This is a genomic window from Pseudomonas sp. SZ57, assembly GCF_009495975.1.
Taxonomy (GTDB): Bacteria; Pseudomonadota; Gammaproteobacteria; order Pseudomonadales; family Pseudomonadaceae; genus Aquipseudomonas; species Aquipseudomonas syringae.
In genome coordinates this window covers 55,477-68,880 of sequence record NZ_WIBD01000027.1, presented here as the reverse complement: position 1 = coordinate 68,880, position 13,404 = coordinate 55,477, and the positions used below count along the sequence as shown (strand labels likewise).

Sequence of the window (13,404 nt, the reverse complement as noted above, 5' to 3'; positions counted from 1 at the left end):
TTTTCGTTCAAGGACGACCATGACTCAAGTTCCGAACCGGGAAACGCCCAGAGGCATTGCCATCCTCGCCAGCTTCCTCGCCTCCGAATCAGCCGGCGGCATCGTGTTGATGGCCGCTGCGCTGGCGGCATTGATCGTTGCCAACTCGCCTCTGTCTGCCGGCTATTTCTCGATCCTGCACAGCGTCTGGCTGGGCCTGTCGGTCGAGCTGTGGATCAACGACGGGCTGATGGCGATCTTCTTCCTGATGGTCGGCCTGGAGATCAAACGTGAAGTCCTCGCCGGTGGTCTGGCGACCTGGGGGCAACGTGCCCTGCCCGGCTTTGCAGCGGCGGGTGGGATGCTGGTGCCTGCGCTGATCTACATCGCGATCAATTGGGGCAATCCGCAGACCATGAGCGGCTGGGCGATCCCGGCAGCCACCGACATCGCCTTTGCCCTCGGCGTGCTGTCGCTGCTGGGCAATCGGGTGCCGACCTCGCTGAAGGTGTTTCTGGCCGCGCTGGCGATCCTCGACGATCTGGGCGCCGTGACGATCATCGCCTTCTTCTACAGCTCCGGTCTGAACCTGCCGATGCTGGCCGCCGCCTTCGTGACGCTGGCGGTGCTGATCGTCATGAATCGTTTGAACGTGCGCCGTCTGCTGCCTTATCTGCTGCTCGGGGCGCTGCTGTGGTTCTTCGTCCTGCAATCGGGCGTACACGCCACACTGGCCGGTGTCGCCCTGGCGCTGTGCATCCCGATGGGCAAGCCCGAGGAAGAAGCCCGCTCGCCACTGCTGTTCCTCGAAGAAAAGATGCACTACTGGGTGGCCTTCGCCGTGGTGCCGATCTTTGGTTTTGCCAATGCGGGCGTGTCGCTGGCCGGTATTACCCTGGGCAACCTGGTCGATCCTGTGCCGCTGGGCGTTGCGCTGGGACTGTTCGTGGGCAAGCAGATCGGCGTGTTTCTCGCCGCCGTGCTGGCCATCCGCGCCGGGCTGGCGGTATTGCCGGAGGGCAGCAACTGGGTGCAACTGTACGGCGTGGCGATTCTGTGCGGCATCGGTTTCACCATGAGCCTGTTCATCGGCAACCTGGCGTTCCCCGGCTCGCAACACCTGATCGACGAGGTGAAGGTCGGCGTACTGATCGGCTCGGGTCTGGCCGCAATTGGCGGAATTGTGCTGCTGCGCAGCCGTTTCAGTCGGGCCTGAAAAAATATTTTCAAATCACTGCATCCAGATGGGTTTCTCACGGGTAGTACATTCAGCAGCCACTTCGAGTTGCTGAGCGCGGTTAAACCTTCTGGAGATTTCTGCATGAACGCAAAACGCTTGCTCTGCCTTGCTGGTACCACTCTGGCCTTCACTTGCCTGTCGTCTGTTGCCATGGCTCAGACCGACCTCCCCGAAAGCGTCCGTGTGCCGGCTGGCAACAAGGTCGGCATGCAAACCACCGGGGTTGGCGAGATCACCTACGAGTGCCGCGCCAAGGCCAACATGCCCAATGAAATGGAGTGGGCGTTCGTCGGCCCCAAAGCGGTGCTCAACGACAAGAGCGGCAAACAGGTCGGCACCTACTACGGCCCGCCCGCCACCTGGGAAGCCAAAGACGGTTCCAAAATAACCGGCACTCAAGTCGCTGTGGCCCCTTCGAGCGCTGGCAACCTGCCGTACCAGCTGGTCAAGGCCAACCCGGCCGAAGGCAAGGGCGCAATGACCGGCGTCACGTACATTCAGCGTGTAGCCCTGAAAGGCGGCGTTGCCCCGGCCAAAGCCTGCGCAGAGAGCAACAAGGGCGCGAAGGAAGTGGTCAAGTATCAGGCCGATTACCTGTTCTGGACTGCGAGCTGATAGCCATCACTTACCGGGTGACCGCTCAACAGTAAGCTATGCTGCTGGGCGGGAGCCTCGTGATGTCAACGAGGCAGTAGTCTTCCATCGATGGCGGATCATCTTGTCTTCGCACGAATCTCTCTTTGATTACGAAGCCACGTTGCAGGCCTGCGCTCGCGGTGAAAAGCAGGCCTTGCAGCGTCTCTATCAACAGGAAAGCGCCCGGTTGCTCGGCGTCGCTCAGCGATTGGTGCGTGACCGCGCGCTGGCCGAAGACATCGTGCATGACGCGTTCCTGAAAATCTGGTCCCACGCGGCCAGCTTCGATGCCTCGCGTGGTTCGGCACGTGGCTGGATCTTCAGCGTGACCCGCCACCTGGCGCTCAACACGTTGCGCAACACGGCTCGCGAGGTGCATGTCGAAGACGACGGCAGTGAAGATCATCAGGAACAGGCGACACTGGAAGGCTGGCAGGAAATCGGCGATGCCTTCGATTGGCGGGTCAATCCAGGACGGATTACTTCATGCATGGAGCAACTGGAACCAGTAAGACGAAACTGTATTTTTCACGCTTACGTAGACGGTTATTCGCATCAGGAAATCGCGCAGAAAATTGGCGCGCCATTGGGTACGGTCAAAGCCTGGATCAAGCGCAGCCTGACGGCTTTGCGGGAGTGCATGGGATGACCCGGCCTTTAGACGACAACATTCACGAGCTGGCTGGCGAGTATGTACTCGGAACCCTCTCGGTGCAGAAGCGGCTCGACGTACAGCGTCGCCTGTCGCGCGAGCCCGACCTGCAGGCTGCCGTCGATGCCTGGGAGCAGCGTCTGCTACCCCTGACCGAGCTGGCCGAACCGGTGACGCCATCGCCCGGCCTGTGGGGTCGCATCGAACGTAACCTGCTGGACATGACCGCGCCTGCCAACACGCCGCAACGACCGCGCGTGCGCTGGTGGGACAACCTGTCGATCTGGCGTGGCCTCGCCGGGGCAGGCCTGGCTGCTTCGCTGGTACTGGGCATGACGCTGCTGACCCGCGCACCGGCGCAACCGTCTTATCTGGTGGTCCTCGTAGGGCCGCAGGACAAGGCTCCCGGCTGGGTCGTGCAGGCCAGTAACTCGCAGGAAATACAGCTTATCCCGCTGGGCGTGTTCGAGGTTCCGACCGACAAGGCGCTGGAGTTCTGGACCAAGGGTGACGACTGGCAAGGCCCGGTTTCGCTTGGCTTGGTCAAGCCGGGAGAGAGCCTGCATGTGCCGCTGGATAAACTGCCGCCGCTGCAACCCAACCAGTTGTTCGAGCTGACGCTGGAGAAATCCACCGGCTCGCCAATCGGCAAACCCACCGGGCCGATTCAGTTCATCGGCCGGGCGGTGAAAGTGATCTGACGCGAAGGCAGCCTACTTGCGGCTGCAGTCGTCCTGCTGCAACAAGTTGGCCTGAGTCAGGTTGCAGTCTGCCGGTACGCTGCGCGTCAGCCAGACATTGCCGCCGATGGTCGAACCTTTACCTATGGTGATGCGCCCCAGAATCGTCGCGCCAGCGTAGATCACCACGTCGTCTTCAACGATCGGATGGCGTGCATGGCCCTTCTGCAGTTGACCGTCCTCGTCCGACGGGAAGCGCTTGGCGCCCAGGGTCACGGCCTGATAGATCCGCACCCGCTCGCCGATGATCGCAGTTTCGCCAATCACCACGCCTGTCCCGTGATCGATGAAGAAGCTCGGGCCGATCTGCGCACCCGGATGAATGTCGATACCGGTCGCGGAATGGGCGATCTCCGAGCTGATGCGCGCCAGCAACGGCAAACCGGCGCGATACAGATAATGCGCCAGACGATGGTGGATAACCGCCAGAATGCCGGGATAGCACAGCAGCACTTCATCGACACTGCGCGCCGCAGGGTCGCCGTGATAGGCGGCCAGCACGTCAGTGTCCAGCAACAGACGAATACCGGGCAGGGCCATGGCGAACCCCTGAATCAGCTCGAGCGCCCGCGCGTCGATGCTCTTCAGGTCACCACCCTGCTGATGGGCCACATAGCGCAATTCAAGCCGGGCCTGGGCCAGCAGCGCATTGAGCGCCACATCCAGCGTATGGCCGACATAGAAGTCCTCGCTTTCCTCGCGCAGGTCCACCGGGCCGAGGCGCATCGGGAACAGTGCGCCGCTCAAGGCTTCAAGAATCTCGCCCATGGCCGCACGCGAAGGCAGCTCACGTCCACCGTGCTCACCGCTCACTCGCCTGTTGCGAGCCCGCCAGTCTTCACGCGCGCCGCGCAACTGGCTGACGATGCGCTGCAACTGCCAGTGGCTGGAGCGGCCGTCGGCGGATGCTTCTGGAATATCGCTCACGCTTGACTCTCCTTGATGTGAAGGGTGGCGACCGACAGTTCGGGCCGCTGCTGTTGCCACTCTACGGCAAACATTCAGACGAAAAGAACAACAATTTCTGTCGGAATACGCGAAGAGAGCCGTGCGCACAGATAAGTTGCCGTGCGAGAAACGTCTGCCTATAGTCCGGTGACTCTTTACACGGCTTATCGACCACCATGATCAAACATCAGCTTGCCCGCTTCAATCGCCTGGACCTGATCAGCGCGCCAACGGCTCTGGAAAAGCTCGAGCGCCTGTCGATCTGGGCAGACCGTGATATCTACATCAAGCGGGATGACACCACCACGCTGGCGCTGGGCGGCAACAAGGTGCGCAAACTCGAGTACCTGGCCGCCGATGCGTTGGCTCAGGGTGCCGACACACTGATCACCGCCGGGGCCATCCAGTCCAACCATGTCCGCCAGACCGCGGCCCTGGCCGCGCGCCTGGGCCTTGGCTGTGTGGCGCTGCTGGAAAACCCCATCGGCACCGAAGACCCCAGTTACCTGAAAAACGGCAATCGCCTGCTGCTGGAGCTGTTCGATGCCAAGGTAGAGCTGGTGGAAAACCTCGACAACGCCGATGAGCAACTGCAAGCCCTGGCTGCACGCCTGCGTTCCAGCGGCAAAAAGCCTTATCTGGTGCCCATCGGCGGCTCAAGCCCGGTAGGTGCGCTGGGTTATGTGCGCGCCGGGCTGGAACTGGCCGAGCAGATCAAGCAGACCGGTATCGATTTTGCGGCTGTCGTTCTGGCCTCCGGCAGTGCCGGCACGCACAGCGGACTGGCGTTGGCACTGGCTCACGAACTGCCGCAATTGCCGGTCATCGGCGTGACCGTGTCGCGCAGTGAAGAAGCACAGCTGCCCAAGGTTCAGGGCCTGGCCGAGCGCACCGCAGAGTTGCTCGGCGTTGCGCTGCCTGAGCACTTCAAGGTCGAACTGTGGGATGAGTATTTCGCGCCACGGTACGGCGAACCGAACGCCGGCACGCTGTCAGCTATCAAGCTGGTGGCCAGTCACGAAGGGCTGTTGCTCGACCCGGTCTACACCGGCAAGGCCATGTCCGGTCTGCTCGATGGCATCGGCCGTCAACGTTTCAACGACGGCCCGCTGATCTTCCTGCACACCGGCGGTGCGCCAGCGCTGTTTGCCTATCCGGATGCGTTCGACCAGTGACGTTCCGGCCCACGTGGCTGTTATGCCTTTCCAGAGGGGAAATAACTTTTTTTGTTATTTTTCCTCATAAGCAGATGGCTATATAGTCGCGCCCGGCAGACCACAACGCTTAACCTTACACCTGACGTAACTGCCTGAAAAAAAAGCTGAATAATCAGCACGAAGTTGCTTGAGTCGGGTCAGAAAATGGCCAGACACTTCCATACCAACAAGGGGCTCGCATGAACATTTCCGCTATTCGTCGTACGTTTCTTTTCTCGGCAATGGGCTTGATGCTCAGCGCCGGTATCGCCGGGCAAGCCATGGCTGGCGAGCAACTGCAGAAAATCAAGGACAGCGGTACGCTCAATGTCGGCCTGGAAGGTACTTACCCACCGTTCAGCTTTGTGGATGAGAGCGGCAAGCTCACCGGCTTCGAAGTCGAGTTTTCCGAAGCGCTGGCCAAGGAACTGGGTGTGAAGGCCAAGATCCAGCCGTCGAAATGGGATGGCATCCTGGCAGCTCTGGACTCCAAGCGTCTGGACGTGGTGATCAACCAGGTGACCATCTCCGACGAGCGCAAGAAGAAGTACGACTTCTCCGAACCCTACACCGTGTCCGGCATTCAGGCGCTGGTTCTGAAGAAGAACGAAGACGCGATCAAGTCCGCCAAAGACCTGACGGGTAAAAAGGTCGGTGTAGGTTTGGGCACCAACTACGAAGAATGGCTCAAGGCGAACGTTCCGGGTGCAATCGTCAAAACCTATGACGATGACCCGAGCAAGATCCAGGACCTGAGCGTAGGTCGTATCGATGCGATCCTCGTTGACCGTCTGGCCGCCCTGGAAATGGCTGCCAAGACCAAAGGCACCAGGAAAGAACTTGCGCCGGCAGGCGAAGCTTTCTCCCGCCAGGAATCGGGAATTGCCCTGCGTAAAGGCGAGCCTGAATTGCTGGCGGCCATCGACAAGGCAATCGACAAGATGCGTGCCGACGGTACGCTGAAGAAGTTGTCGGAAAAGTACTTCGACGCTGACGTCACCAAATGATTGAAGAGAGCCTTCAGCTCGCGCTGGACTCCGCGCCCTTCCTGCTCAAGGGCGCGTACTACACCGTCTTCCTCAGTATTGGCGGGATGTTTTTCGGTTTGCTGCTGGGCTTTGGCCTGGCATTGATGCGCCTGTCGCGCTTCAAGCTGGTGAACTGGATAGCACGCATCTACGTGTCGTTCTTTCGCGGCACGCCCTTGCTGGTGCAGCTGTTCGTGATTTATTACGGGCTGCCGGAGCTGGGTATCCAGCTCGAGCCGCTGAGCGCCGCACTGATCGGTTTTTCCCTGAACATGGCCGCCTATGCCTGCGAGATTCTGCGCGCAGCCATTGGCTCTGTGGAGCGTGGGCAGTGGGAAGCCGCTGCCAGTATCGGCATGACCCGCTGGCAGACCATGCGCCGTGCAATCCTCCCGCAGGCCGCACGCACCGCATTGCCGCCACTGGGCAACAGCTTCATCTCGCTGGTCAAAGACACGGCGCTGGCAGCCACTATCCAGGTGCCGGAGCTGTTCCGTCAGGCGCAGTTGATCACCGCACGCACCTTCGAAATTTTTACCATGTACCTGGCCGCTGCACTGATCTACTGGATCCTTGCCACGGCGCTTTCGCACCTGCAAAACAAGCTGGAAGCCAGGGTCAACCGGCACGATCTGGAGACCTGACACATGATAGTGGTTGAAAAACTCACCAAGGCATTCAAGGGCAATGAGGTGCTCAAGGGCATCGATCTGCGTATCGAAGCCGGGGAAGTGGTGGCCATCATCGGGCCCAGCGGCTCGGGCAAGACCACCCTGCTGCGCTGCCTGAATCTGCTGGAAACGCCTGACAGTGGCAGGATCAAGGTCGGTGACATCGAGATTGATGGCACCCGTTCCATGAACCAGCAACAGGGGTTGATCCGCCAGTTGCGTCAGCAGGTCGGGTTCGTGTTTCAGAACTTCAATCTGTTTCCGCATCGCACCGCACTGGAAAACGTCATCGAAGGCCCGGTGGTGGTCAAGAAGATTGCCCGCGAAGCCGCCGAGGCGCTGGGCAGAAAGCTGCTCGCCAAGGTCGGCCTGAGCGGCAAGGAAGACGCTTACCCGCGACGCCTCTCCGGCGGGCAGCAACAGCGCGTGGCGATTGCGCGGGCGCTGGCGATGGAGCCGCAAGTGATCCTGTTCGACGAGCCGACCTCGGCCCTGGACCCGGAGCTGGTCGGCGAGGTGCTGACCACCATTCGCGCTCTGGCTGAAGAGAACCGCACCATGGTCATCGTCACTCACGAGATGAGCTTTGCCCGGGACGTCGCCAACCGGGTGATCTTCATCGACAAGGGGGTGATCGTGGAGCAAGGCGAAGCCAAAGCGCTGTTCGCCAACCCGAAAGAAGAACGCACAAGGCAGTTTCTCGAGCGTACCCGCTCCTGATCAGGACGATCAGCCTGCGCAAAAAAGCAGCGTGCATTCCGTGGCGCTGCTTTTTTCTTACATTTCTGGAAGGATTAATCGTTCAATATCCTTGCTGAATTCCCGCGTAATTTTCCGAAAAATCATCGAAATAATAAAATTAGCATCCGTCCGTTTTGCGCCTGGATTTGTAGCCGGCTGCGCCGCTGTGTGCCCGTCTTTCCAGACTTTCCCTTCCGTGCATTGTCCTGTCGGTTACGGCCTGCTGCCATTGATACTTTGTGGTAGGACAGTTGTTTAGTGAGGAGTCAACGGTTCCAAACATACAGCGTAGGAAGTCTCCGGTTTTCAAGTAAACAATCCTCAAATGCACTTCGCACATTGACAAGTGCCCGCAAAGCCCATTAGCTCACTGACGTCGCTCATTCCAGTGAGACCGCAAAGTTTCAAGCACGCATTTCATACCGTTTGTAATGTTTGCCATAACTTGGATATTTAAGGTACTTATCCCCCTGCCTGAACCGCACATTTTATTACTTGAACATGACAACTTATGACGAATCTTTACTTGAACTATTGATTACCAGGAGCACCCCCGACATGAGTCAAAACACTTGCAAAGCCAGCCCTATGAGCTTGCCGATCCCTGCTGTTCCGCTGGCCAGCCGACATGGCATAGGCGTGAGGAACGCCTCTCAACTCGTCGTTCATGTGGACCCCTACGGCAGCATGGAAGAAGGCGATCTGATCGAACTGTTTTGGGACGGCTGTTACGTCGCGTCAACAATTTTGAAGGCATCTGACGTCGGCAAGCCTGTCGTCCTACGTGTGCCGGAAAGCTTTCTGCAGAATGGCAAGGCGAGAACCTACTACCGGGTCATGAAGATCGGCGGAGTGCCCGTCACCTCGCCCTGCCGCAAGCTATGGGTCAAGCTCAACGCACCGGGAGGGCAACTGGTCAGCGCCAATACGGAAGAAAACCAGGGGCTGGCACCGCTCTATGTGGCGCCATCGGTCATACGCCACGGCCTGTCGCGCAGACACCTGGAAGGCGGCTTGCCGATGACCATCGAGCCTTATCTGAACATGGCTGTTCACGATGAGATCACCATACGTTGGGGCGATCTGCGCATGGACCTGCCGCCGCTCACCGCCGACGATATCGGTGAGCCGGTCGATTTGGTTGTACCGCCTGAGTTGATACGCGAAGGCGGAGATGAGCAACGGCTGGAAGTGAGTTACTGTGTGATCGACCGGGTGGGCAACAACTCGCTCTGGGCACCACCCCGTATAATAAGGATCCAACCGCTGGGACATTGAATGCCTGAGGACGGTAAGTCGAATACACCGCTTCGCTAACGATACTGTTTGATAGACAGCACCGCACGGATCACTCTAAAAACGAAGCGTTATTCATTCACGCTCATTACCTGTATTAAACATTGGCCAGGCGTGTAAGAAAGTTCAACGTCGCTCAGGCATTCGTCGTGTTTCATCCGTACTTGGTTCTGCGCGGGCGCCTAACATCCTGCGTGACGCAAGGTGAGTACACGAACGGGCAGTGGCAATTGACAATAACTGTCTATGCTTATTCCAAAAAGCACGTTTTAAAAACTTTTATACACGCTTAGGGTATATACACCGGACCACCGGACATCGTGATGTTTTCCAGCCGCATCTGATGCGGCCTACTGCTACGAGGTTCCGATGGTCCCTTTCACAACTACCCCTGTGGATAAACCCAGGGTCGTATCGATTGACGGTGAGCGACGCGAGTCTGATCCGGCGCCGGTAACGCCCCACAGCGTCGAGGCTCCACAAGAGCCTGACGTTGCACCCCGCCTGCTGAAGGCCACCGTGTTGCAAAACGACGCGCAAGCCATTGCAGCAGCCCACGACCTGGCAGCGGCCGCGCAGGTCAATGCCGCCAATCGCGACAGACAACGCGCCTTGCCATGGGCTGAAATCGAGCAGTTCACCCGTAGCGGACTGGGCAGTATTTCCATCCCGCGCGCGTACGGCGGCCCGCAAGTGTCGTTCGTCACGGTGGCCGAAGTCTTCCGGATCATTTCTGCTGCCGACCCGGCACTGGGACAGATCCCGCAAAACCAGTTCGGCATTCTGCACCTGCTGCAGGGCAGCGCCACCGAGCAGCAGAAGAAAACGCTGTTCCAGAGCGTGCTGGACGGTTGGCGCATCGGCAACGCAGGCCCTGAGCGTGGCACCAAAAACACCCTGGAACTCAAGGCACGGATCACCGCCAATGGCGACCGCCTGAGCATCAGCGGACAGAAGTTCTATTCCACTGGTGCGCTGTTCGCGCACTGGGTTGCGGTCAAGGCGCTGGATGACCAGGGGCGGCAGATCATGGCCTTCGTCCAGCGTGGCAAACCGGGCCTGCGCATCGTTGATGACTGGTCGGGCTTTGGTCAGCGCACTACCGCCAGCGGCACGGTGCTGCTCGACAACGTGCCGGTGGACGCCGCGCTGGTGGTCGATAACTGGCGCCTGTCACTGACGCCGAACATTCAGGGCGCGGTTTCGCAGCTGATCCAGGCCGCGATCGACGCGGGTATCGCACGCGGCGCCATCGACGACGCGGTTGCCTTTGTACGCGAGAAATCCCGTCCGTGGATCGACGCCAACGTCGAGCGCGCCAGCGATGACCTCTACGTGATCGCCGATATCGGCAAGCTGAAACTCGAACTGCACGCGGCAGAAGCCCTGCTGCGCAAGGCCGGCCAGGAGCTCGACGAGATCAGCGCTGCGCCTATCGATGAGCACTCGGCAGCCCGCGCCTCCATCGCGGTGGCGCGAGCCAAGGTACTGACCACCGAGATCTCGTTACTGGCCAGCGAGAAGCTGTTCGAACTGGCCGGCAGCCGCGCGACCCTGGCCGAGTTCAATCTCGATCGCCACTGGCGCAACGCACGCGTCCACACCCTGCATGACCCGGTGCGCTGGAAATACCACGCGGTCGGCACCTGGCATTTGAACGGCACCCTGCCTGCTCGCCATTCCTGGATCTGAACCAGACCACTGGAGAACACCCTTCATGAGTTTCAACCCGAAAGCGCGCGTTAACGCAGCGCTGATCACCAGTGACGCTCAGGCCCTGCACGCAGCCCGCGAACTGGCCCTGCAATTGAAAACCGACAGCGCGCAACGCGATCGCGAGCGCCGTTTGCCGCATGCCGAACTCGACCTGTTCAGCCAGTCCGGTCTGTGGGGCATCAGTGTGCCGCAAGCCTTCGGCGGCGCAGGTGTTTCCAATGTCACGCTGGCCAGGGTGATCCAGCTGATTTCCGAAGCCGATGGCTCGCTGGGCCAAATTCCACAAAACCACTTTTACGCCCTGGAAGTGCTGCGTGTGAACGGCAGTCCGCAACAACAGGCGCGCTTGTACGCCGAGGCACTGGCGGGCGTACGCTTCGGCAATGCGCTGGCCGAACTGGGCACCAGAACCGCACATGACCGCACCACTCGCCTGAGCCGCGACGGGGACGGTTATCGCATCAACGGCCGCAAGTTCTACGCCACCGGCGCGCTCTACGCGCAACGTATTCCCACCTCGGTGATTGACGACGAGGGTGTGCAGCAATTGGTGTTCGTGGCGCATGACAGCGAGGGGCTGAGCGTCATCGACGACTGGAGCGGTTTCGGGCAGCGCACCACGGGCAGCGGCTCGGTGGTATTCGACAATGTGTATGTCAGCGCCCGCGATGTCGTGCCGTTCCAGAGCGCCTTCCAGCGCCCCACCACGGTCGGGCCGCTGGCGCAGATTCTCCACGCCGCGATCGACACCGGCATTGCCCGCGCGGCCTTCGAGGACGCCCTGACGTTCGTGCGGACGCGTACCCGGCCGTGGATCGATTCGGGCATCGAAAAGGCTGTGGACGACCCGCTGACGCTGCACAGCTTCGGCAGGTTGGGTATTCGCCTGCATGCCGCCGAAGCACTGCTCGAGCGCGCCGGTGAGTTTCTGGATGTCGCTCAGGCCGACAGCAATGCCGAGAAGGTCGCCGCCGCATCGATCGCCGTGGCCGAAGCACGCGCCATCAGCACGGAGATTTCCCTGGCAGCCGGCAGCACGCTGTTCGAACTGGCGGGCAGCCAATCGACGCTGGCGGAACACGGTCTGGATCGCCACTGGCGCAATGCGCGCGTTCATACGCTGCACGACCCGGTACGCTGGAAGTTTTATGCCATCGGCAATTACTACCTCAACGACACTCATCCTCCCTTGCGAGGGACGATCTGATGGCGCGTAAAAAGATCCTCCTCAACGCGTTCAACATGAACTGCATCGGCCATATCAACCATGGCCTGTGGACCCATCCACGGGACACCTCGACGCAATTCAACAGCCTGGAATACTGGACTGAGCTGGCGAAACTGCTGGAACGCGGACTGTTCGACGGCCTGTTCATCGCCGACATCGTGGGCGTGTATGACGTCTATCAGAACTCGGTGGACGTCACCCTCAAGGAGGCGATCCAGTTGCCGGTCAACGATCCGCTGCTGCTGGTCTCGGCCATGGCCGGGGTCACCCAACATCTGGGCTTCGGCCTGACCGCCAACCTGACCTACGACGCGCCCTATCTGTTCGCCAGGCGCATGTCGACGCTGGATCACCTGAGCCGTGGCCGGGTGGGCTGGAACATCGTCACCGGCTACCTCGACAGCGCGGCGCGGGCCATGGGCCTCAGCGAGCAGAACGAGCACGACCGTCGTTACGATCAGGCCGACGAGTACCTGGAGGTGCTGTACAAGCTCTGGGAAGGCAGCTGGGAAGACGATGCCGTGATCAACGACCGCGAGCAACGCGTCTACGCCCAGCCGGGCAAGGTGCACAAGGTTCGGCACCAGGGCGAGTTCTATCAGGTCGAGGGTTATCACCTCTGCGAACCGTCGCCGCAACGCACGCCGGTGCTGTTTCAGGCCGGCAGTTCGGAGCGCGGCCTGCAGTTTGCCGGACAGAACGCCGAATGCGTGTTCATCAGCGGGCAGAACAAGGCAGCGACCCGCGAGCAGGTCGACAAGGTGCGCGCCAGTGCCGTGCAGGCCGGGCGCAACCCGGAGGACATCAAGGTGTTCATGGGCCTGAACGTGATCGTCGCGGCCACCGAAGCACTGGCTCGGGAGAAGCACGCCGAATACCGCCGCCATGCCAGCGCCGAAGCCGGCGTGGCGCACTTCGCAGCGTCTACAGGCATCGATTTTTCCCGGTACGAACTGGACGAGCCCATTCAGTACGTGAAAAACAACGCCATTCAGTCCGCGACCAAAAACCTGAAAAACAACGACTGGACGCGCCAGAAACTGCTCGACCAACACGCCTTGGGCGGCCGTTACATCACCCTGATCGGCTCGCCCGAACAGGTCGCCGACGAACTGGAGTCCTGGATCGAGGAAACCGGCCTGGACGGCTTCAACCTGACCCGCATCGTCACCCCGGAAAGTTACGAGGACTTCATTGACCTGGTGATCCCGGAACTGCAACGCCGCGGGTCATACAAAACCGCTTACGAAGACGGCACCTTGCGCAAAAAACTGTTTCAGCAAGGCACCGACCGTTTACCGCAACGGCATGCGGGGGCGGCACACCGACATAT

13 protein-coding genes are annotated in these 13,404 nt (G+C 60.3%); 12 read left to right on the top strand and 1 reads right to left on the bottom strand.

What is annotated here, in order from left to right:
* The first annotated feature begins 19 nt into the window (after positions 1–19).
* The 4 genes from nhaA (at position 20) to GE543_RS22145 (ending at position 3,208) form a co-directional block, all read left to right on the top strand.
* Positions 20–1,195, top strand: a complete 1,176-nt coding sequence (gene nhaA, locus GE543_RS22160) for a Na+/H+ antiporter NhaA (protein WP_103689070.1) — start codon at positions 20–22, stop codon at positions 1,193–1,195.
* Between the two features lie 105 nt (positions 1,196–1,300).
* Positions 1,301–1,834: a DUF3455 domain-containing protein gene (locus GE543_RS22155; protein WP_003365928.1), complete on the top strand. Its 534-nt coding sequence runs from the start codon at positions 1,301–1,303 to the stop codon at positions 1,832–1,834.
* 103 nt (positions 1,835–1,937) lie between these two features.
* Entirely contained in the window at positions 1,938–2,504 is a 567-nt protein-coding gene (locus tag GE543_RS22150; RefSeq protein WP_003341462.1) for a sigma-70 family RNA polymerase sigma factor, read from the top strand.
* Positions 2,501–3,208: an anti-sigma factor domain-containing protein gene (locus tag GE543_RS22145; RefSeq protein WP_153222382.1), complete on the top strand. Its 708-nt coding sequence runs from the start codon at positions 2,501–2,503 to the stop codon at positions 3,206–3,208. Before GE543_RS22150 ends, GE543_RS22145 begins: the two co-directional genes overlap by 4 nt.
* Positions 3,209–3,220: 12 nt before the next feature.
* On the opposite strand, the gene epsC is transcribed toward GE543_RS22145, so the two are convergent.
* Positions 3,221–4,174, bottom strand: coding sequence for a serine O-acetyltransferase EpsC (epsC, locus tag GE543_RS22140; protein ID WP_003414200.1), 954 nt, complete (start codon positions 4,172–4,174; stop codon positions 3,221–3,223).
* Between the two features lie 197 nt (positions 4,175–4,371).
* Here epsC and GE543_RS22135 point away from each other — a divergent pair, with 197 nt between their 5' ends.
* The 8 genes from GE543_RS22135 to GE543_RS22100 all read left to right on the top strand — a co-directional run.
* Positions 4,372–5,370, top strand: coding sequence for a D-cysteine desulfhydrase (locus tag GE543_RS22135; RefSeq protein WP_004409161.1), 999 nt, complete (start codon positions 4,372–4,374; stop codon positions 5,368–5,370).
* Positions 5,371–5,591: 221 nt separating this feature from the next.
* Positions 5,592–6,398: a cystine ABC transporter substrate-binding protein gene (tcyJ, locus tag GE543_RS22130; protein WP_046236782.1), complete on the top strand. Its 807-nt coding sequence runs from the start codon at positions 5,592–5,594 to the stop codon at positions 6,396–6,398.
* On the top strand, positions 6,395–7,063 hold the full coding sequence (tcyL, locus tag GE543_RS22125; protein ID WP_080343999.1) for a cystine ABC transporter permease: 669 nt from the start codon (positions 6,395–6,397) through the stop codon (positions 7,061–7,063). Before tcyJ ends, tcyL begins: the two co-directional genes overlap by 4 nt.
* A 3-nt stretch (positions 7,064–7,066) precedes the next feature.
* Positions 7,067–7,810: an L-cystine ABC transporter ATP-binding protein TcyN gene (tcyN, locus tag GE543_RS22120; RefSeq protein WP_046236781.1), complete on the top strand. Its 744-nt coding sequence runs from the start codon at positions 7,067–7,069 to the stop codon at positions 7,808–7,810.
* 579 nt (positions 7,811–8,389) lie between these two features.
* Positions 8,390–9,109, top strand: a complete 720-nt coding sequence (locus GE543_RS22115) for a hypothetical protein (protein WP_003414192.1) — start codon at positions 8,390–8,392, stop codon at positions 9,107–9,109.
* 537 nt (positions 9,110–9,646) lie between these two features.
* Positions 9,647–10,819, top strand: coding sequence for an SfnB family sulfur acquisition oxidoreductase (locus tag GE543_RS22110; protein ID WP_371927228.1), 1,173 nt, complete (start codon positions 9,647–9,649; stop codon positions 10,817–10,819).
* 25 nt (positions 10,820–10,844) lie between these two features.
* Entirely contained in the window at positions 10,845–12,050 is a 1,206-nt protein-coding gene (locus GE543_RS22105; RefSeq protein ID WP_153222380.1) for an SfnB family sulfur acquisition oxidoreductase, read from the top strand.
* Positions 12,050–13,404, top strand: a 1,355-nt coding sequence (locus tag GE543_RS22100; RefSeq protein WP_153222400.1) for an LLM class flavin-dependent oxidoreductase, incomplete at its 3' end; no start/stop codon positions are given. The genes GE543_RS22105 and GE543_RS22100, both read left to right, overlap by 1 nt.